Source organism: Nostoc sp. MG11 (genome assembly GCF_014904695.1).
Taxonomy (GTDB): Bacteria; Cyanobacteriota; Cyanobacteriia; order Cyanobacteriales; family Nostocaceae; genus Komarekiella.
This window is the reverse complement of the sequence record NZ_JACXXN010000019.1, coordinates 1-20,776: the sequence shown is the minus strand read 5'-3', so window position 1 is coordinate 20,776 and position 20,776 is coordinate 1. Positions and strand designations below refer to the sequence as shown.

The 20,776-nt window shown below is 40.5% G+C and carries 15 protein-coding genes and 1 tRNA gene; 5 read left to right on the top strand and 11 right to left on the bottom strand.

The window, feature by feature from the left end:
- Nucleotide 1: 1 nt before the first annotated feature.
- Both HCR01_RS22900 and HCR01_RS22895 read right to left on the bottom strand, forming a co-directional pair.
- Nucleotides 2-544: a methanogen output domain 1-containing protein gene (locus HCR01_RS22900; RefSeq protein WP_193198410.1), complete on the bottom strand. Its 543-nt coding sequence runs from the start codon at nt 542-544 to the stop codon at nt 2-4.
- A gap of 125 nt (nt 545-669) precedes the next feature.
- Nucleotides 670-1,968 carry a response regulator gene (locus tag HCR01_RS22895; RefSeq protein WP_193198409.1) on the bottom strand — a complete coding sequence of 433 codons (1,299 nt, stop codon included), beginning with the start codon at nt 1,966-1,968 and terminating at the stop codon, nt 670-672.
- 970 nt (nt 1,969-2,938) lie between these two features.
- Between HCR01_RS22895 and HCR01_RS22890 the strand changes: the two genes are divergently transcribed.
- Nucleotides 2,939-3,394: a response regulator gene (locus HCR01_RS22890; protein ID WP_193198408.1), complete on the top strand. Its 456-nt coding sequence runs from the start codon at nt 2,939-2,941 to the stop codon at nt 3,392-3,394.
- 38 nt (nt 3,395-3,432) lie between these two features.
- On the opposite strand, the gene HCR01_RS22885 is transcribed toward HCR01_RS22890, so the two are convergent.
- The 3 genes from HCR01_RS22885 to HCR01_RS22875 all read right to left on the bottom strand — a co-directional run bounded on the left by HCR01_RS22885 (nt 3,433) and on the right by HCR01_RS22875 (nt 7,154).
- Nucleotides 3,433-4,554, bottom strand: coding sequence for a hybrid sensor histidine kinase/response regulator (locus tag HCR01_RS22885; RefSeq protein WP_193198407.1), 1,122 nt, complete (start codon nt 4,552-4,554; stop codon nt 3,433-3,435).
- A 37-nt stretch (nt 4,555-4,591) separates the two neighbouring features.
- Nucleotides 4,592-5,920: a hybrid sensor histidine kinase/response regulator gene (locus tag HCR01_RS22880; RefSeq protein WP_193198406.1), complete on the bottom strand. Its 1,329-nt coding sequence runs from the start codon at nt 5,918-5,920 to the stop codon at nt 4,592-4,594.
- Between the two features lie 577 nt (nt 5,921-6,497).
- Nucleotides 6,498-7,154 (bottom strand): hypothetical protein, encoded by a 657-nt coding sequence (locus HCR01_RS22875; protein ID WP_193198405.1) that lies wholly within the window; start codon nt 7,152-7,154, stop codon nt 6,498-6,500.
- 320 nt (nt 7,155-7,474) lie between these two features.
- On the opposite strand from HCR01_RS22875, the gene HCR01_RS22870 reads away from it, so the two are divergent.
- A complete protein-coding gene (locus HCR01_RS22870) occupies nt 7,475-8,197 on the top strand; it encodes a response regulator transcription factor (protein WP_193198404.1) in 723 nt (240 codons plus the stop codon).
- Nucleotides 8,198-8,343: 146 nt separating this feature from the next.
- On the opposite strand, the gene HCR01_RS22865 is transcribed toward HCR01_RS22870, so the two are convergent.
- Nucleotides 8,344-9,705, bottom strand: coding sequence for a lipid-A-disaccharide synthase-related protein (locus HCR01_RS22865; RefSeq protein ID WP_193198403.1), 1,362 nt, complete (start codon nt 9,703-9,705; stop codon nt 8,344-8,346).
- 391 nt (nt 9,706-10,096) lie between these two features.
- On the opposite strand from HCR01_RS22865, the gene HCR01_RS22860 reads away from it, so the two are divergent.
- From HCR01_RS22860 to HCR01_RS22850, 3 genes are all read left to right on the top strand, one after another.
- Nucleotides 10,097-12,163 carry an outer membrane protein assembly factor gene (locus HCR01_RS22860; protein ID WP_193198402.1) on the top strand — a complete coding sequence of 689 codons (2,067 nt, stop codon included), beginning with the start codon at nt 10,097-10,099 and terminating at the stop codon, nt 12,161-12,163.
- Between the two features lie 106 nt (nt 12,164-12,269).
- The gene (locus HCR01_RS22855; protein ID WP_193198401.1) at nt 12,270-12,716 is read left to right on the top strand and encodes a bluetail domain-containing putative surface protein; all 447 of its coding nucleotides are present in this window, start codon (nt 12,270-12,272) and stop codon (nt 12,714-12,716) included.
- A 490-nt stretch (nt 12,717-13,206) separates the two neighbouring features.
- A complete protein-coding gene (locus HCR01_RS22850; protein ID WP_193198400.1) occupies nt 13,207-14,811 on the top strand; it encodes a serine/threonine protein kinase in 1,605 nt (534 codons plus the stop codon).
- 76 nt (nt 14,812-14,887) lie between these two features.
- Here the strand turns inward: HCR01_RS22850 and HCR01_RS22845 are convergent, their stop codons facing one another.
- The 5 genes from HCR01_RS22845 to glyQ all read right to left on the bottom strand — a co-directional run bounded on the left by HCR01_RS22845 (nt 14,888) and on the right by glyQ (nt 20,491).
- Nucleotides 14,888-16,054 carry a CapA family protein gene (locus HCR01_RS22845; protein ID WP_193198399.1) on the bottom strand — a complete coding sequence of 389 codons (1,167 nt, stop codon included), beginning with the start codon at nt 16,052-16,054 and terminating at the stop codon, nt 14,888-14,890.
- A 137-nt stretch (nt 16,055-16,191) separates the two neighbouring features.
- Nucleotides 16,192-16,276: transfer RNA gene (locus HCR01_RS22840), tRNA-Ser, on the bottom strand.
- A 160-nt stretch (nt 16,277-16,436) separates the two neighbouring features.
- Nucleotides 16,437-18,800, bottom strand: a complete 2,364-nt coding sequence (locus HCR01_RS22835; RefSeq protein WP_193198398.1) for a ComEC/Rec2 family competence protein — start codon at nt 18,798-18,800, stop codon at nt 16,437-16,439.
- 220 nt (nt 18,801-19,020) lie between these two features.
- A complete protein-coding gene (locus tag HCR01_RS22830) occupies nt 19,021-19,500 on the bottom strand; it encodes a DUF4079 domain-containing protein (protein WP_193198397.1) in 480 nt (159 codons plus the stop codon).
- Nucleotides 19,501-19,582: 82 nt separating this feature from the next.
- Nucleotides 19,583-20,491: a glycine--tRNA ligase subunit alpha gene (gene glyQ / locus HCR01_RS22825; protein ID WP_193198396.1), complete on the bottom strand. Its 909-nt coding sequence runs from the start codon at nt 20,489-20,491 to the stop codon at nt 19,583-19,585.
- Nucleotides 20,492-20,776 lie beyond the last annotated feature (285 nt).

The following is a 20,776-nucleotide window of genomic DNA, read 5'->3' as shown; positions in this document are numbered from 1 at the left end:
TCTACACCGCTTCTAGTCCCCTAAAGTATTCTCGACCTTCCGCATCCTCCGACTCAACTGTGGGTTTTAGATAAATCACAACTTTACATCCAGCAGCACCCTCTGCAATGGTTTCTTGCAGTTCGACTTTGGCATATCCTAAATTGTCAGCTGCTATAGTCCCAAAAACGTTTGAAGTCATCATACACATAGCAGGACGATCAAGCACTTTCTCGCCAAACGGGCAGACGCGATTACCAAACACAATTTTTTCATCATTCTGTTCAATAACATAAAAGTCGCCTTGAATTCGTCTTTTTAAATCAACTAAGACATCAGCAACTTGTTGAGGGGAAAGATGGGAAACTACCAAGGCAGACTTGTAATCTTGGTTTAGCTGTCTACCCATCCTTTCACCAACTACGCTAATAAATCCAGAGGCTTCTTCTAGACCAACTACGTCCTGCAAAGTCCCAGATAATTCTCGAATTAATGTACGCAAGAATACATCACGTTCTAAAGAGACATTGAGAGCGTCTATTGAGTGTTTAAGCGAGTTATTCATAAATAAATTTTGAAAATGCAGTTTTTGAACTACAGTTTTAGAATTCCCCAAAATTGCTTCCAAGTAACTGCTTCATGTCTAACTAATATTAATTTTTCTGTAGAATTTAGGATGTGCTGCCATACTTAACGAATTGGAAGAGTAATTACAAACTCTGAGCCTTGCCCAGATGCGGAATTCACTTCCAGAGTCCCTCCATGTTTCTCAACAATAATTTGACGAGCAATTGATAGCCCTAACCCTGTACCTTGACCTACAGGCTTTGTGGTGAATAAATGGTCAAATATTTTTTGCTGGACATCATCTGACATCCCTACTCCATTATCTTTGATTCGGATCAAGACATGATTTTTGTCTTTAGTGAGAATAGTTTGAATCAATAGTTGATTAGGGTTTGTCTCAATTTCAATATAGTTGCGTTCTGAGTTAGACTCCTCTAAAGCATCAATAGCGTTAGCTAACAAATTCATAAATACTTGATTTAGTTGTCCACTGAAACATTTGACTTGTGGTAAATTATCGTAATCTCTAATTACTTGAATATCGGGGCGATCCTCAGATGCTTTTAAGCGGTGTTTGAGAATCATAATTGTACTATCTATACCATCATGAATATTGCAGGAAACTTTGCGATCGCTATCTGCCCTAGAAAATGTTCGTAGACTGGTGCTAATATTGCGAATACGCTGAACACCCTCTTTCATAGAAGAAATTAAGTTAGGTAAATCGGAACGTACATACTTCAGATCTATCGCTGTAATTTCCTCTTGAATTTCTGGAACAGGTTCAGGATAGTGCTGTTGATAAAGATCAATGAGGTTAATCATATCTTGGAAATATGCTGAAGCGTGACCAAGATTACCATGAATAAAACTAACTGGATTATTAATTTCATGAGCAACCCCTGCCACTAATTGACCAAGAGCAGACATTTTTTCTTTCTGTACAAGCTGGAGTTGAGACTCTTGTAAATCTTGTAATGCTTTAGAAAGTGCTGCTGTTCTATCTGCTACTCGTTTTTCTAAAGTTTTTGTGAGATTTCGTAATTGAAGATGGGTTTTTATTCTAGCTAGTAATTCCTTCTCATGAAATGGTTTTGTGATGTAATCAACTGCTCCAATACTTAGACCCTCTACCTTACTATCTGTATCAGAATTGGCGGTCATGAAAATTACGGGAATATCACAAGTTTCTGGATTTTTCTTTAACTTTTTGCAAGTTTCAAATCCATTTATTCTCGGCATCATTACATCTAACAAAATTAAATCAGGGAGTCTATACTTAACTTGCTTGAGTGCTATTTCTCCATCAGATGCTATGGCAACTTCAAAGCCAGCATCACTCAATACTTCAAAAACAAATTCTAGATTTGTAGCTGTATCGTCCACTACTAAAATTAAACTCTCTTCTGGAATATTGGACATTTTTATTGCTTGTTTAAAGTTCATGTATTTGATAATTCATATTTAAAAATGCTTGAAATTATAGTGATCTGATCATTGTTATTTACAGTTACATCACTAATCAGACTATGAGATGTAGTAATTTCAGTTTAATTTCCGTCCTTTTCCAAGGAATTACTCAAGCGACTGACCAATTCACCTCTTGAAGTTGAGCAAAGACACATACTTTTGAATACCACCAATTTTGATGAATTCAATTTCCTGTTGCTTATTCACTATCCACCCAGCGATCGCAGCTAGATTACCATCTGTTATCTGTAGTAAAATTTCTAGTCCTTGAATTCTAAGGTGTGTTCTCTGGGTTCCTTAACACCATTGGGTTAACTTTTGCAACTTTGTAGGCTGATAGAGTGGATGAGGTACAGTCATAAACTTTGAAAACAACAGTTCGGAATTGCATGACAATTTTCGGATTTTACAACTCTATAGTTCCCAGAAAATCTTGCAACAGCAACAATTTCAGACTAAAATTTTCTAAAAACCGATATATTAAAGCGTAAATTAAGCAAGAAATGGCATCCAACTGATGTTTAAAATCAGATTCCCGACTTCTCTAAGAAGTCGGGAATCTAATTGTTCACGCACACAAAAGTACGGAATCTAACATTATCTAGTTTTTAATACTCATGGCTGTGTATTTTTAACTTCTACGAAGATACACTGTCACAATTATTTAATTTTTATCCATAAAGTTATTATGAAGTTCTTAAGAAAATATTCTGTAATTTTGCGTATAATCAAAAAGTATCTGCTAAACCTCTCAGGTTAAGGTTTTCTTTCCTTAACGTGTCTTACGTGGGCAAGAATTATCAACTGGGTGAAAGCGAAACACGAACTAATCTTGAGTGAGCGCTATCCCATCGCTCGCAGGATGCTTCATCTGTTCTATGAAGAAAAACGATGAATCGCAATATAATCTTCTGGAGAAGAGATGTATCTGACACATTCATTCATGAGTGATGAAAAGAAGCAAAGCTCTCAGCAGCCTTTGATTTTGGCAGTGGAAGATCATGACGATAGTCTACTGCTGATTAGTTATGCCCTTGAGTCACTTGGCTGTAGATTCATTTGTCAAGCAGACAGTTTAGCGACTGTACTGGTGGCTAAAGAGTATCAGCCAGACTTGATCTTGTTGGATATTTTGTTACCAGGTCACAGTGGTATCGATGTTGTGCGTTATCTCAAGGAAGAACCCTTAACTTGTAAAATTCCAGTAATCGCAGTTACAGCTTTAGCTAGCAAGGAAGATCGAGAGCGTATTCTCAAGGCAGGTTTCAATGACTACATCAGCAAACCATACATGATTGAAGATTTAGAAGCAATAATTCGCCGTGTGCTTTGCGGAAAATTTGATTTTCACTCTGCTCTTGAGCTTTGCCAGGATTAATAGATCCGACCAAGATAATACTTATGAAGAATAAGAACTCAAGTGTGCTTAGGTATTTGTACGGTGAATAAACTACCTTTACCTAGTTCAGAAGTCACTTCGATTGTTCCATCATGCGCTTCCACAATTCGGCGCGAGAGATGTAGTCCTAAGCCACTACCGGAGCGTTTATTTCTGCCTTGACGAAATCGCTCGAAAACTGTTGCTTGGTCTTCTGGCGCAATTCCATATCCGCTATCTTCTACTTCAATTTTTACCGAATCTGGTTTCTCAGGAGTAGCTGATTCAGAAATGCGGATTGTTATGCCTCCTGTATCTGTAAATTTGATGGCATTTGCGATTAAGTTGTTTAAAACCCGCCGCAGTTCTAAGCGATCGCCCATAACCACACCAGCATTTTTGTTTAGTGACTCTAATTCACGAGTCTCTATTTTCAGAGTTAAACCTTTTTCACTAGTTAGAGGACTGAGTTCGCTAACAACTTCTTGAGCGATTTCCCGAAGATTGCAACTCTCGTAATTTAATGTTTTTTTGCCCGCCTCGAAGCGATAGACTTCTAGCAAGGTGTTTACCATTTGCATTAAGTTTTGATTACTGCGAATCATAACTGCGATCGCCTGTTTCATTTCTGGCGAAATCTTGCAGAAGGTTTCCAACTCAAACAAATTCAACATGCGATCAGCGGCTACTAGGGGAGTTCGCAAATCGTGAGTCAGACGGGAAACAAAGTCTTCCCGCTGGCGTGCCATCTTGCGTTGTTCGTCAAGACTATGTTTGAGGCGTAGTAGCGATCGCACCCTTGCCAGTAGTTCATCAGTATCAAATGGTTTCCGAATAAAATCGTCAGCACCAGCATCCAAACCTTCAACAACGCTAGATTCGTGAAAGGCAGTAATCAGCAAAATAGGAATATAGGCAAGAGCAGGATTATTACGAATGCGACGTGTTACTTCATAACCATCCATTCCCGGCATCATTACATCTAGCAGAATCAAGTCAGGTGGAGATTTTTCAACTTGCTGTAAAGCTTTCATACCATCTGAAACTAAGTCAATTTCATACCCTTCACTCTCTAAAATTGTTTGAACCAAAATGAGATTATCGCGAGTATCATCAACAGCGAGGATACGGTCTATTTTAAAATTTTCCACAACAGACATGATTTATCCACTTTTTTAACTTTTTGTAATTAATTTATTATTTGAGGTTGGGATATCCCATTGATGCTTTACTGAATTGAGAAGGTGATTGATGAGGATTTTTGGCAGAGCAAAAAATCTCGTTGCTATCCAAGTTTAGAGTTGGAGCATCTACCGCTCTTGATAATGCTACTTGACGTGGCAATTCAATTCTAAACATTGAACCAACCCCCAGCTGACTTTCGAGAAAAATTTTTCCGCTCATCATTCGCACCAGCGAATCTATAATTGCCAAACCCAAACCAGTACCAGGATATTTACGCGTTATACTTTGATCGACTTGCCGGAATGCTTCAAAAATATGTGTGAAATCTCTGGGAGCTATACCTATGCCTGTATCTCGAACAGAAATTTCTACTCTATTTCCAGCGAGTTCTTTAAGCTCAACCCAAATACAGCCAGAATCCGTAAATTTAATCGCGTTGGAGAGCAGGTTAATTAAAATCTGTCTAACACGAACTGGGTCATTAAATAGCAATGGATTTTGCAGATCTGTTTGCACTAGCAAAGACAACTTTTTTGCCTCAGCTAGGGAACGCATTTCAGATACGGTCGTATTTATGACCTTTAATACATCAAATATTTCCGGTTTGAATTCTAATCGTCCTGCCTCCAGTTTGGAAAAGTCGAGAACTTCATTGAGCAGCATCAGCAAATGCTTGCCATTATTTAAGATACGCTCCGCCATGTCTGTTTGCTGGTGCGTCAATTGACCAAACTTAGGACGCAATAATATTTGCGAAAAACCAATGATCGCATTCATTGGAGTTCTCAATTCATGAGATATGGTTGCTAAGAACTGTGATTTGAGCCGTGATGCCTCCAATAGCTTCAAGTTTTGCAATTGAATTTGTTGTCGTTGTCTCTCTAGTTCTTGGTTCTTACGAATAAGTTGTTCATGACTTTCCCTAAGATGCTGGTTTGCTAAAGCTGTCTGCATTTCAGCACGATAGACTCGAATAGCATTCCGTAAAACTTGTGCCAGCGTTTCTGATGATATTCTGGACTTGGAGAGATAGTCTGTAGCACCAGCTTTGATCAATTGGACAGCAATTTGTTCATCTCCTTGACCAGTTAAAACTACTAAAGGAACTTTAATTTCCGAAGAACGTAGCTGTTGGATTAGGGTTAATCCATCCTGGTCTGGTAAACGATAGTCGAGGAAAACGCAGTCGTAGACAGCATTTTTTAAGGCAGCGATCGCATTATTGCCATCACCTACCTCAGACAGTTCCATCTCAACACCTGCTTTCATCAGGGCACGACGTACTGCCATGCGGTCTACTTCGTCATCGTCTACAACCAGAATTCTCAGGATCTGTTCCATCGGTTTTTATTTTCGCTGCCAAAAATAGATTGATGTATAACATTTCTCTTTTTAGATTATGCAACTAAAGAATTTCGGATTTCGGACATCCAAAATCTGGATTTTCATTAACTAAGGTATTTTTCTAAAGATCCTACACTTTTTTAGCACTGTTTTACTCTTAATAAAGTTAGGAGAGATCAAATTCTTGAATATAAATTAAGCAACATTTAAGTTGTAATTTTGAACTAGATTTCGCTCCTGACTTGAGGTTGTGTTTACATCATGGTTATCACCAATGGCTCTAAAATAGTTAGCAACTAACAAACTGAAAATGACTTATCTGTTGAGACAGACAGAGCTAATATAAAGTAAAATAAAATACTTTATTAAGCTTCAACACAATTGTAAATGAGTGAGTAAGCGCCCGTCCTCAGTCATTAGTGAGAGTTGCACATAAACATCATGCACCATAAGCTTGAGCAATTTTAGCCCTCAGATTGCTTAAACCAGGTAAATAAAAAATGTTTCCTGTATCTACTTGTGAATCTGAAGTAATCGTACCTCCTTGTGTCTTAACAATTTTCCTAACGATCACCTAACTTGTGCCAGTGTTTTTCTGGCGATCGCTAGCTACCATTGGGAAGATTAGAACTACCTCTTGGTAATATCCAGGAGTACTATCTGTATCATTATTGACGTATAGTTTTAAGTCTGCTCTATTCCTTGTGAGTGTGCTAGAATAAAGTTCAGCTATGTAGCTAGCAACTTTATTAGCCAAAGATACTCCCGTCACATAAGTGACATTAATACCAATATTTTTTAGCTGCAATAAGACAATATCACTTACAGTAAGGCTGTTATCAGTAATATCACAACTTCCAAGGACAAAAAATATTACTTGCTCACTTTGATTATTGATCGATTTAACATAAAAATTGAGCGTTGCGGTTGTATCATAGTCCTCCAAGACATTGACTTTGCAACAGATAAACTCTTTCAATGCTGGATGAGCGATCTTCCTTCGTAGTTGCGTCTGAGTCTGTTTTAAAATTGTCCACCACCCAGCTTCAGCCAAGGAAGAACGGGTTGTCTCACTGCTGCTAAGTCTACTAAATTCTAATACCGTTTGATTTATTTCAATTAGGACGTAAGTCGGTCTCATGAGTCCGATGAATCCAGAGCTATGGTCAAAAACAGCTTGAAAGCATCGCTCAATTCTTTTTAAAGCTTCGACCTGTCCTAACTTATCCATTGTTGTAAGCCTTTTTCAAAGCTTTGTACAAAATAATAGAAAATAACTAATGAAACATTGGAAACGATGGCTAAATTTTGAGCAAGAGGCAGAAATTTGGCGTTCGTCTCAATATTTCATAGTTTTTGTGTAAGTATCCATATACCTTCAGCTAGATTTATGCTCTATCTAAATATAAAAAAACAGTATATTTATTATTTCTATCGGTGGATGCAAGCTTGTGAAAATATCATCTATCTTTGGTTTGGGAAAATAAGAAGTAGCGCTTACAAAAGGTCAATACTTTGAAAGATGCAAATAACGAAAGAGTGAGTGTAGCAATGAGTGAGATTAGCATTCTTTTGATTGAAGATCATGACTTAACAAGAATGGGACTACGAGCTGCATTACAGTCTCACAGTGGATTGAGGGTGATTGGTGAAGCAGCAAATGCCACTCAAGGACTAAAACTGTTAGAAACGGCTAAGCCAGACGTGGCGGTTGTAGATATTGGCTTGCCCGACATGGATGGCATTGAACTCACCCGGAAGTTTAAGCGCTACCAAGCTGAAACTGGGCAATCAACAACAAAGATTCTCATCCTCACAATGGATCATACAGAAGATGCGGTACTTGCTGCTTTCGCAGCAGGAGCAGATTCTTATTACATGAAAGAGACAAGTATCAGTAAATTAACAGAGGCAATACAAGCAACTCACGGCGGTAACTCCTGGATTGATCCTGCAATTGCTAACGTGGTGTTGCAGAAAATGCGGCAAGGTTTTCCAGGAGAAAGCCAATCAACTGATAAGCCTAAGACTGTCAAAATTGAAGCACTAGCGACTGAATATGAACAAGTTTTGGAAACCTACCCTCTGACTCAACGAGAACTAGAAATCCTTGAGTTGATTGTGGCTGGATGTAGCAATGGACAAATTGCTGAGAAACTCTACATTACAGTTGGTACAGTCAAGACCCATGTTCGCAATATTCTAAATAAACTATGTGCTGATGACCGTACCCAAGCTGCTGTTCGCGCTCTGCGTTCTGGATTAGTGGCGTAATATAGAGATGTATTTAGCTTGTATTGGTTGCCAATAGAGGAGTCAAGAGACAGGAGTTACGGAATTGGGCATAAAAAAAATACTATGTTGGTGTTAGTATTGGCGACATAAAGTTAAATCTCACGTACTTTGAATGGGGAATAAGCTTAACCCAATAGCTCCTGTAAGCAATTAGCAATACGTTGTGCTGCTCCCGGCTTTCCCATGCGTTGAATACCATTTTCGGCGATAGTTTGCAAGATGTCGGGATCTTTAAACAACGAATGTACCGCCTTTGCAACTTTTTCTGGCTGCTCGACTAAAATTAAAGATGCTCCTAAAAGGCGACTTTGAGCTTCAGCAAAGTTAGGGTTGTATTGAGGTCCATCACCGGGAATAGCGATCGCAGGTTTTCCTAAACCAATGAATTGTTCTGTAGCTGTACCTGCCATTGCGATCGCCAAATCCCCCAAATGCAAGCAATCGTTATATGCTTTTTGTGTCAGTAACAAATATGCGTTTCTTTGCTTAAAGATTAAAGTATTAGAATCGGGGAGTTGAATGGGTGATTGCAAGTCAGATTGCCAACCTTGAGAATTAACATCTTGGGCGAGAATATTGCAATCTAAACCAGGTGCGATCGCACCTAAAAATACTACCGTACCAGAAGCATAAAACACTGAATCTTTCTCGCGCAAACCTGCCATCAATGCAGACACCGCAATCATAATTTTCTCCCAATTAGTATATGCCTCCGGCGGGCGTGAACCTGGGAGCAGAGTTACAACTAGTGGTCGTACTTTTTCTTTTTGCGTATCATGACTATAAAATTGTTGGGATGGAAACGTCGGTTCTAAACCATCCATCATCGGATTACCCAAATTAAAAGCTGGAATTGGCCATTGTTTTAATGTTTCTGCCGTCAGCGCATCTCTGGGAAACACCGCTTTACAACGGCGGCGACTCATCAACCAACGTTCCCAAGGATGGTAAACTGAACCGGAAAAGTTTTCCCAACGCGCAGCTTTTGATTGTCGTGGTAATAATCCAACTTCATCACGCACGTAATATTCTGATTTCGCTGTACCGACAAAAGCGTACTTAGCGCCACTCAAAGTTGCAAATAACAGTGGTACAATGTCTCCCACAGCTAAAATAGCTCTCTTATTACCTAATTTCTTTTGGGAACTCACCCAGCGGCGCATAGCTTTAATCTGGGTGAAAGTCAGTTGCAGCAAACCACCACGCACATCTCGCATCAATTGGCGTCCATCCATATAAACAAAGCCACCAGAAGGCATAGTGCGTACTGAACCTATAAGTGGAATATTCAACTGTTGGTAAGCGTGTCCTTCACCCACCAGAGGTAAAGCAAAGATATCTGGTGGGTTTGGTTGTTGCTGGAGTTCCTGCAAAATGCGGACTGCAATCATATCCTCCCCATGACCATTGCTTAAAACAAGCAACCGTAGACGAGAAATTGAAGCTTGGGGATGAGAAGCTGAAGATAACTGGGATAAATCACTCATAGAACCTCGCAGTAAGTATTGTAGTTATCAAAATGATGCTGACCGTAATATTAAATGTGATGTTATAAATAGTCACACAGTCAGGCATTTACTGACACGAAACAAAAAATCACAATTAACTGTCAGTTTGGGCAAAGGGATCAATGAAAATACAAATCGGCAAAGCCGCTGGAAGTTGATATTATCAACATTCCTAGCCCTTTCGGGTGTACTGTATTTTTCTTTGTGTCTTAGTGCCTTTGTGGTTAAAAAACTTTATAACCACTAAGACATAAAGGTAAAAAGCCCAAATTTTGGGAAATTTTTTTGGGATTTATACCCATATTGAAAGGGCTAGTCCCCATTTCATAACCTCTCTATCACTAACTCCCAGTTAATTAAGTTAAATATTATGCGAGTTTCTTCTACAGCAATTTTTACTTTAGCTACTTTAGCTGCTAGTAATGTCACTCAGCAGGTAATAGCTGCACCTGCTACTGTTACTCATACTGAAAAATCTAACTTAGTAGTGCCAGTAATTGAAGACATCCCTGCACGAGTAGAGGCGGTTGCTTCTCCAGAAGGTCTAGTTACACAACAATTTTCCCAAAATACTGTGGTTGTGCAAAGAAGTGCTAGTAAGAATTCCATAGTAGTAACATCACAAGACAAAGGAATGAAAGAACAAAGGAAAGAAAATTCATATCCTACTCCTTTTGTTTCACCTGCATCCCCAACTACTAACAACGATTTAGTCGTTACAGCTACAGATGTGCAAGTGGTGGGAGCCAGTCAGGAATTACAGCAAATAATTCGTAAGGTGATTAAAACAGAGGCGGGGGGAGAAACCAGTCAAAGCCAGCTACAAAGAGACGTAGCGGCTATTTTAGATACAGGTTTATTTACTAATGCCAATGTGAATAGCCGTAGTACGCCTGCTGGGTTGAGTGTAGTTTATCAAGTGCAACCAGTGATCGTGCGATCGCTGCAACTTTCTGGTGCTAAGATACTCACCTACAAAGTAGTCCAAGAACGTTTCCAGTTTCAAATTGGAACTACTATCAGTCCTGCTGGACTCCAGCAAGCTGTGGCACAAATTAACAAGTGGTACGCCGACAATGGTTATAACTTGGCACAGGTGTTATCAATTAAACCCACCCGTCAGGGAATTCTTACCTTAAATGTTGCTGAAGGCTTGGTGAGCGATATCAAGTTCCGTTTTATCAACGATGAGGGTAAAACCGTTGATAGCAAAGGTAATCCAGTAGGGGGACGTACTAAGCCAGACTTTTTACAACAGCAACTCAAGCTGAAGCCTGGTCAAATCTTCCAAGAAAATGTAGTTAAGCAAGACGTGCAACAGCTATATCGTACTGGCTTATTTGAAACTGTAAATGTTGCCCTCGAAGGCGACGCGACAAAAGTTGATTTAGTGTACAATCTCAAAGAAACTGGAGCGCGTGGTATTAACTTAGGTGGTAGTTACAATGCTGATCTAGGATTAGTAGGAACATTTAACTATCAAGACCAGAATGTCAATGGTATTAATGATACTTTAGCTGTAAATCTTGGGGTAAGTAGCCGAGACTTACAGTTTGATACCAAATTTACCAGTCCTTATCGCTCCACTGACCCCGATCGCTTCGGTTACACTGTGAATGGCTTTCGTCACCGAGAAATTTCCGAAACCTTTGATGACGACATCAAGCTGGCTAATGGCGACAAAGTACGCGAAGGTCAAATAGGTGGTGGGATTAGTTTCCAAAGACCGATTGACGATTGGGACACCTCTTTAGGATTTAACTATACCCGTACTAGTATTCGCGATCGCCTAGGTAATATTACCGCAACTGATGCTAAGAGCAATTCTTTATCTGCAAGTGGAACTGGCGTTGATGACTTGACTACTGTATCTTTTACTGCCATCAAAGACCGACGAGATAATCCCATCAATCCAACTCAAGGTTCCGTCTTAAGTCTGAGTACAGAACAATCTGTTCCTGTCGGTCAAGGTAGTATTTCTCTGAATCGCCTCAAAGCCAATTACAGTCAGTATGTGCCAGTCCAGCTATTTAATAGCAAACAACCACAAGTATTTGCCCTAAATGTCCAAGCTGGAACTGTCATCGGTAATCTACCACCCTATGAAACCTTTAATTTGGGTGGTTCCAACTCAGTGCGCGGTTATGACGCTGGAAATGTAGGTAGTGGTCGCAGTTATGTGTTAGCTTCCGCAGAATACCGCTTCCCCATCTTGCCCATAGTAGGGGGTGTGCTGTTTGCCGATTATGCCTCAGACTTAGGCTCTGGTGATACTGTACTAGGAGATCCAGCAGGTGTAAGGGGTAAACCAGGTTATGGTTTTGGTTATGGAGCGGGAGTGCGCTTAAATTCACCCTTGGGCTTAATCCGTGCTGACTATGGCATTAATGACCAAGGAGAAAGCCGAGTGCATTTAGGCATAGGTCAGCGATTTTAATCTTTTTTTACATTCATTTAAGTAATATTACAGATTAAAAAACTGAGTCTTATTTTAACTGGGTATGAATATACAATGCTCACGTATAACATCCTAGATAAAAATCATGACATCAACTACCACCTATACTTACGATGCCAATGGCGATCGCATTTCCGAAAGTATTGACAACAATAACGACGTTATTACAGATTCAGTAATCACTTACAGATATAACCTGATATCTGTAAGTAATTACTCTGATAACGACGGTACATTTGAATCTGTCGCTACTTATACCTACGATGGCAAAGATACACCACGTGCTGTGAATGCCGCCGATGTTGCCAAACTTGGTAATATTAATATCCTTGTTGAATCACAAATTCAAAGCTTATTAAACACAACTACTTTTATTGCTAACAAAGCAGCAACATTTAGCTTAGGTAGAGGTGATAATCAGCAGACATTCTTGGCTATTAATGATGCTATAAATGGATTCTCAGCCACAAATGACGCCATTATTGAAATTACTGGTTTTAGCGGTAATTTAGCTATGTTGGCGATTGTTTAACCGGGAAAAAATTTTCTAGTGGTATAGCTTTAAAGCGATCGCTTTGTCGAAGGAATGTCAAAACTTGACTTTTAAACTCTGTTAAAAAGTAAAACTTAAAGGCCAATTACATTATTTAGGTGAGCGATAGCTCACCTAAATCTGCTTTCTCTACGAAGGGTAACAGGTAGCCTGCCAAGCAATGTCTCCTCGTTGACAATCGCGTAAGCCGGTATAGACAGCCTGAGCTTGTTTCTCACTTTGGTTTTCGACACGTCCGCGCTATCCTATGAAAAAGACAAAGCTGTTGCGATCGCGGGGAGGTTTTTCTCATTTTTTCTCATTTAGAGTAATTCAACAACTAAATCATCCCGTAGGATAAGCAAACAAGCTTAGTTTGTAGCGGGCGAGGCTCCTGCTTCCAAAAATGGGAAGACTTTTTTAGAAATCTCCTAAAATTTAGGACTCAGTATTTATCTGCTCACTAAGGACTCACGACTCAAAATTTTCTATGTTAGCAGGCACAATTTTGCAAGGTGGAAAATATACCTTAATTCAGGAAATAGGGCGGGGTGGCTTTGGTATCACGTTTAAGGCTACTCATCAATACTTAGGCCATGAGGTGGTAATGAAAACCATCAATGAACGGCTGCGACTAAATCCCGATTTTGCCAAGTTCGAGCGCCAATTCCAAGATGAGGCCAGACGATTAGCCACTTGTATCCACCCAAATATTGTCCGAGTCAGCGACTTTTTTATTGAAGCTGGGCTGCCTTACATGGTGATGGAATACATTCCTGGCGAAACCTTGGGAGACGCATTTGTATTGCCAGGAATACCTTTGCCAGAAGTCAAAGCAATTCATTACATCCGTCAAATTGGGGCAGCGTTACAGGTAGTACACAGCAATGGTTTGCTGCACCGGGATATTAAGCCAGATAATATCATCCTCCGCCAAGAAACTCAGGAGGTAGTGCTGATTGATTTTGGCATAGCTAGAGAATTTAATGGCGGGGTGAGGCAGACTCACACAGGTTTAGTCACTGAGGGCTATTCTCCACTTGAGCAGTATCTCTCGCAAGCACCGCGCACACCCGCAACGGATGTTTATGGTTTGGCAGCAACTTTGTATGCACTGTTGACAGCACAAGTTCCCATGCCAGCACTGCTGCGCGATCGCGAAAAAATGCCTTCCCCCCGTGAACTACAACCACATTTAAGTGCTGCTGTCAATCAGGCTGTAATGCGTGGGATGGCTGTTGAGTCTCGTTTTCGTCCCGCAACTGTTGCTGAGTGGCTGCAACTGCTACCTGAAATTCGGGGAGATATGACACCACAAGCTTTACCCACCATCGATTTATCTGTTCAGCAGTCAGCAAAATTGCCTAGGAAAACTGCCCAAAATCATGTTAATCAAGTATCAGCACAGAAGAGAACTGTACTGACTAAGAAACTGCGATCGTCTAAGGTGTTGTTAATAGGTATAAGTGTAGCCTTTGTTGCAGCTACAGCAGGTTTTGGCATCACTAGTATGCTCCCCAAATCTCAGCCGCAGTCTACTACAAAGCCAATTTTTGAGCAGCCGTTTCAAGAGCCTGCCACAGAAGATAGTAAATCTTCACCTTCGGGTAGAGAGACAAATACGACTTCCGAAGCTGAATCTGCACCAGTCTCTACTTCTAAGCGTCGTCAGCGCAATCGCCGTGTTTCTCAAGACGAATCTCCCAGTAGCGCTAACAGTTCTACAGAAGAATCGCAACGCCGTAATCTTAATCAATCTACACCTTCGCCTAGCGTATCCTCCTCGCCTTCAGTAGTGGATAGGTTACGAGCAGAGCGGGCATTGCGAGCATTGCGATCGTCTCGTAATGCTTCACCCACACCATCACCACGTAATAACTTACCCTCTTTGAATAAGGATTCTGCCTTGCCCCAACCTGTCAGTCCGTCAAATCCTGTGATTCTACCAGCAGCGCCATTACCTGAAGAATCAAAACAGTCAGAGCCGAATGGTGTGGTAGTACCAACACTGGAAGAGAAGCAAAATTTGCCTACTGACACTCAACCCCAAAAGGAGGATAAGTTTCAGCAAGAGCCACTAGATGACAAAGATTAGTCGAGTTAACCACCGCTCTTAATTTAGGCAAGTATCACGACTTTTCCTTTCTTGCTTTATCTTTTAGATGAATTTCCTATTTTTTATTAAGCACAAGAATTTCTCCTTTCTTATTAATCTTCACCGGATTATTGGGAAAAGCTTGATTATTCAAATAACGCACAAGTTTCACAGTCTGGAAACGTTGATCGATGTGAGGGATTCCCTGCTTATCCATACGAACAGGAATAATTTTACTCGATACTAAATTTCCCGCTGAATTAAGTTTGACTTCTAAAATCATCGAGTCACCCGTTTGGGCATTTGTAGATAAAGTCCGATATCCCAAAAAGTTTCCTAAAGAATATGCTATGAGCTTTCCTTTATAAATTTCCATCGCTCTCGGAACATGAGGCCCATGTCCCAGAATTAAGTCTGCTCCGGCGTCAACCATTTTTCGAGCAAACTTAATTGAATTGCCTCGGTTTTCACCATAGAAAAACTCTGTTTGATTCTTCAGGTGTAGTGCCTCTGTTCCTTCGGCTCCAGCGTGCATTGATATAACTACAATTTTGGCGTTATTTTTGGCTTGTATTACGAGTGTTTGAGCTGCTGCTAGATCGTGAATAGAATTATACATGTTGTAAGGAGAAAACCCGATCATTGCAATTGGAATATTATTAGCTTCTGTATAGAGAATTTGATTTTTATGACCTAATGTTGCGATGCCCGCAGCCTCAAGATTGTTCATTGTATCTTTGAACCCCACCTTACCGAAGTCCATTGCATGATTATTAGCCATGTTGAACACATTAAACCCAGCCTTTGCAAACATCTGGGCATATACAGGTGGCGAGCGAAAGGCAAAAACTTGCCCTCTACTGATGTCTTTAGTAGTGTAAGGATAATTAGTTAAGTTACTCTCAAAGTTACCAAATAAAATATCAGATCCTTGCAAGTATGCCCTTACCGACTTTGGCAACAGCTGCTTGCTTAAGCGTGGCAATCTGTAGTTAGGAAAATTTGTGCCAGGAATAATATCCCCAACTGCTTTGATGGTAATAGTATCTAGATGCTCTTTCCCTGGCGGTGGCGTGGGTTCCGGGAAAGCAAACGGAAATGGCTCAGTCTCGGTAGATGTGGTAGCGGCGTCTGATGGTTGCAATTGCCCAAAGCGGATGAAAACTCCTATACCAATGCCTACACAAAAACAGCAACTAATAAAACTTAACGATAGTAATTGTACTAGCCTTGGATTTGCCATCGTTCACTCCTCACACGATGGCATTAGTTTATCCCAAAAATAGTTCTTCTAGGTGTATATTTTAGCGTTGTATAAAAAAATATAATGCGTGTCTATGAGAATATAACTGCTATATGAATCACTGCAATATTTTAAAACGGAGAGGGGGGGATTCGAACCCCCGTTGAGTTGCCCCAAAACGCATTTCGAGTGCGTCGCATTCAACCGCTCTGCCACCTCTCCAGCTATTCATTTACAGATTTGACATGCATTCAGTATGCTCAAATCTCGTGGGTTTAAGGAAATGCGATCGCATCCTCCTCGTCATAATAGCATTTTGAGCAATAAAGCGATCGCTCTTTGATCGCCTCATATTACAGGCAACAATAACCGTAATACTTATTTATAAGACAGAGGATCTATTTTCTGTTGCTTGAATAAACGTCTCAAATTGACCATTAGGTGTCCATTGGATTGCTCCATCTCGTCCTGTAAAAAACAGTTGTGTTTGGCTTTGACTAAGTTCAGACAAAGTTTTTTGATCAATATTGGCAGAAGAGGCGATCGCCACTTTTGGTTTTAGAGCTAAAACTAAATCTTTTAAAGACTGAGGAGAACACCACAGTACTTGTGGCCTAGTTAAACTTCCATTCTTAACTAGCTGTTGTACTTCTTTTGGCTTGATATTACCTACTAATAACCAGTTTTGATCGAAAATTTGTAATTGTAGGATAGGCAATTGTTCATTAATTAATTGCGTCACCATTGAACCAGTATTCACAACTTGACCAATTGCCAAAGCTTGGTAGATCCCTTGATGCTTTTGTAGTTCCTGTTGAATAACCTGAATAGCAATAGAATTTTCTGGTTTAGAGGAATATAAATAAAAATTTTTAATGGGTAAACGTTGTAGTAGTTCCAGCCAAGCATTGTTATCATTGCTCTGGAAATTGTTAGCGATCGCCCAGTTGATTTGATTCACACCCTGCTGTTGCAAAAATGGTAAGATTGTAAAGCGTCCTGTACCCTCATCTCCACTATTAATTAGAGTTACTTTTCCTCGGTCTTGAATGACCAAAATTGGTTCTGTATCTGCTGCCAGAATAGTTATCCTAAATAACGTGTTTGCAGAATGCCAAATTGGAATAAGTACCAAAACAACTGCAATTAGACTAGCAAACCACCATCTCTGCTGCCACCAACGCACTAGCCAAACTAATACAATAAGTGCATAAATTGTCAGTATTTGCCAAGTGGATATACTACCTACAGCAACAGAATTTCCTGGCAGTTTGCTAAAAAATTCTACTAACTTGATTAGCCAATCAGTAGGATAATGCAATATCCCAGCCACAAAACTTCCTGCATCAGTCCAAATTAATGCCGCGATCGCACTAATAATTCCACCTATACTAATGATAGAAATCAATGGAGTGCTAACGATATTCAGTAGCAGGCTGTAAGATGGCACAACTCCAAAGACAAACAGTTGTACAGGTAAAGTCCAGATAGTAGCAGCAAAAGGAACGGCAATCAAAGAAGCGATCGCAGGCGGCAACCAACCCAAACGCTCAACTAGCGGGGGTACTGTGACGATTAACCCTAGCGTTGCTAAAAAACTTAGTTGAAAACCTAAATCCCAAATCCATAAAGGATTAAACAGTAGTAACAGCGACGCTGCTAGCAGCAGTGAACCTAACTGTTTTACTTTCCTCTTTAATACCAGACCTACTAATGCCGCAAAACCCATAATTACAGCTCTTAGTACCGCAGCCTGAAAACCTGTTAAACTCAGGAAAATAATTAAACCTAACAAGCCACAAGTAAATTGTGTTTGCTTCTGGAAACGCTTTGTTAGCTGTAATATCACACCCAAAATTAAAGAAGTTTGAAAACCGGAAGCTGCCAAAGCATGGGCTAATCCTGCCTGTACAAACAAGTCACGGATATCATAAGGTAAATCAACAGCTTTGCTTCCTAAAACCATGGCACTTACAAGTGGCCCTTCTGGGACACCTAACCAACGAACTTGCGATCGCACAATTCGTTCTCTAACTTGCCACCATCCCCATTTACGTTTTGCATCTACATCTAGAATATTTACCTGTCGTCCAATCAGACCAGCAAATGTTCCTTCTTGCTTGAGAAACTTCTGAAAATCAAAAGCGCCAGGATTTGACGCCGCTTTCGGTTTGTACAAAACCCCAGTCACAGCGATTTGTTGACTAGGATATAAACCAGTAATTTGAAGTAAAGGTACAGTTACGTACAACTTACCTGTCACCCCTTTCGGCACATTTGCTGGGCCCTTTTCGTTTTTGACCTCATCTAGCTGAGTCGCTTCTAACCAAAATTGTCCTCGCTGACTGCGAGTCAAGCGGGGAGTACTAGCGACTTGGCCGCGAACAATTACAAGTTGTTCTTGATTACTGCTATTTCCAAGCGGGACGAACTGACTAATGTCTTTTACTCCTGGTTGTGGCACTCGAAATTGAAAATACAAAGTTGCCAAAAGCCCTACCAAGCCAGCAGCTACCCATATTCTAGGATGGGGCATAGCTTGCCAAGCGTTAGACACTACTTTGGTTTTACCTCCAGCATTTTCTGGTTTTTCAGCAACTTGTCGTGGAGTAGCATAGCGTCTTCTAAACAGAATGGCTCCCACTAACCCTAAAACTAAAATCCACACACCACCCCAGGGAACTGCTGTAAACAGTAATCCGAGAATGTAGCCAAGACAAATAATTACACCACTCGTTTGAATCATAAAATTTTTTGTAGAAGCACCTTACGAATAAAATTCGTAGCTGACTTAAAAATAACTAGAGGAGCAGGAAAGAAAAATTTTCATGCTTGTGGTGAAGTATAGTTCATCAAGTTTATACAAACAAAGCCCGGTTCTACGGGCTTTGTTTCTGTAGTTGTAGCTTATCTAGGATGAATCAATATCTGACGACGGTTATCAAATTGGGCAACAAACAGCTACGTCATAGGGATACGCCCAATTTAAACCCAAGTACAGCGTGGAGAAATAGAATACAAAGTGCGATGCTGCCTACATAGGCATGAACTGCACGTAACGCCATTTTATTCCCCACAAACCCACTTAGAGAAATTGCACCGTTGATTAGCAATAGTAGTAATACCAGCGAACCAGTCCAAAAGTGAGGACTTTCCAGAATTGGCTGATGCTGCATCACCAAAGACAAAACTCCACCCGTATAACCAGCTGCCATGAATAAAAATAGCCAAGGTGCTAGTTGACGATGGTCACTTCGACTTTTAATTGCAGCATCTTTATCCTCAATCAGTCTTCCTCGCCAACCTGCTAGCGCCACATAGCTGCCCATTACAAAAACAACGATCGCCATCATCAATGGATGTCCCCAATGTACAATCGGTTCGGGGACTCCAAGTGAACGAAACCAAGCTGCGATCGGTTCTAGAACTTCACTCCAATTCACCATCTCTCACACATAATCAATACATTTGCTTCATAACTTACGCTTAACCCCTTTTTTTAGAGAGTTAAGAGAATCTAGTCTAGCGTTATTGATATTCAAGGCTAGTCTCTACCATTGAACCTACGGCCTTTTTGAGCAACGGAAAACCTAACTTCTCCCTTTGCTCAACATATAAATGAGCAACTTTCCGTGCCAAATGCCTAATCCTGGCAATATAACGAGTTCGCTCCGTGACTGAAATCACACCTCTAGCATCCAGCAAATTAAACGTGTGCGAACATTTAATTACATAGTCCAAGCTGGGTAACACCAGTCCGCGCTCCGTTAATTGCGTAGCTTCCTGTTCATACAAATTAAACAGCGTCAGCAACAACTCAGCATTCGACGCTTCAAAGTTATATGTACACTGTTCAATCTCTCCCTGGAGGTGAACATCACCATAAGTAATATTGTCTGTCCAGTGAATCTTAGTGATTGCTTCGACTTGCTGGAGATACATTGTCAGTCGCTCCAGTCCATAAGTCATCTCAATCGACACAGGACTGCAATCAATACCTCCGCATTGCTGAAAGTAAGTAAATTGAGTAATTTCCATCCCATCCAACCAGACTTCCCATCCAGTACCCCAAGCTCCCACAGTCGCATCTTCCCAGTTATCTTCTACAAACCGAATATCGTGATCTTCAGGACGAATACCTAAAGCTCTCAACGAATCAAGATAAATCTCTTGGATATTATCTGGCGAAGGCTTAATTAGGACTTGGTACTGATAGTAGTGTTGGAAGCGATTAGGGTTTTCACCGTAACGACCATCTGTAGGACGACGGCAAGGTTCAACGTAAGCAACAGCCCAGGGTTCTGGTCCCAGCGCTCTCAAAAAAGTATGGGGGTTTTTTGTTCCAGCCCCTTTTTCCATGTCATAAGGCTGGGCTATGAGACAACCGCGATCGCTCCAAAACTGATGCAATACAGCTATTACCGACTGAAAATTCACGCTTTACCCTTCCTTCATCAGCACAGTGCATAAACTATTGTTGCTTAAACCCAGCACTGTGAGCAGTTTTAGCGATTAAAAACAGTCCCAAAGATATTTTTGAGAAAATAGTTGACAAAGCTAATTGAACTCGCTATATTGAATAAGTGCCTGGAAAGCGAGCGCGAAAGAGCGACGTCATCAGGACGCCGAACCATGAAAAGATTATAGTTTGAAAGCCATAATAGAGCAAGTGGCGTGCGTCAATAAAATAAGATAACTAAGCTGAAGTTAAAAAAGAGCAGC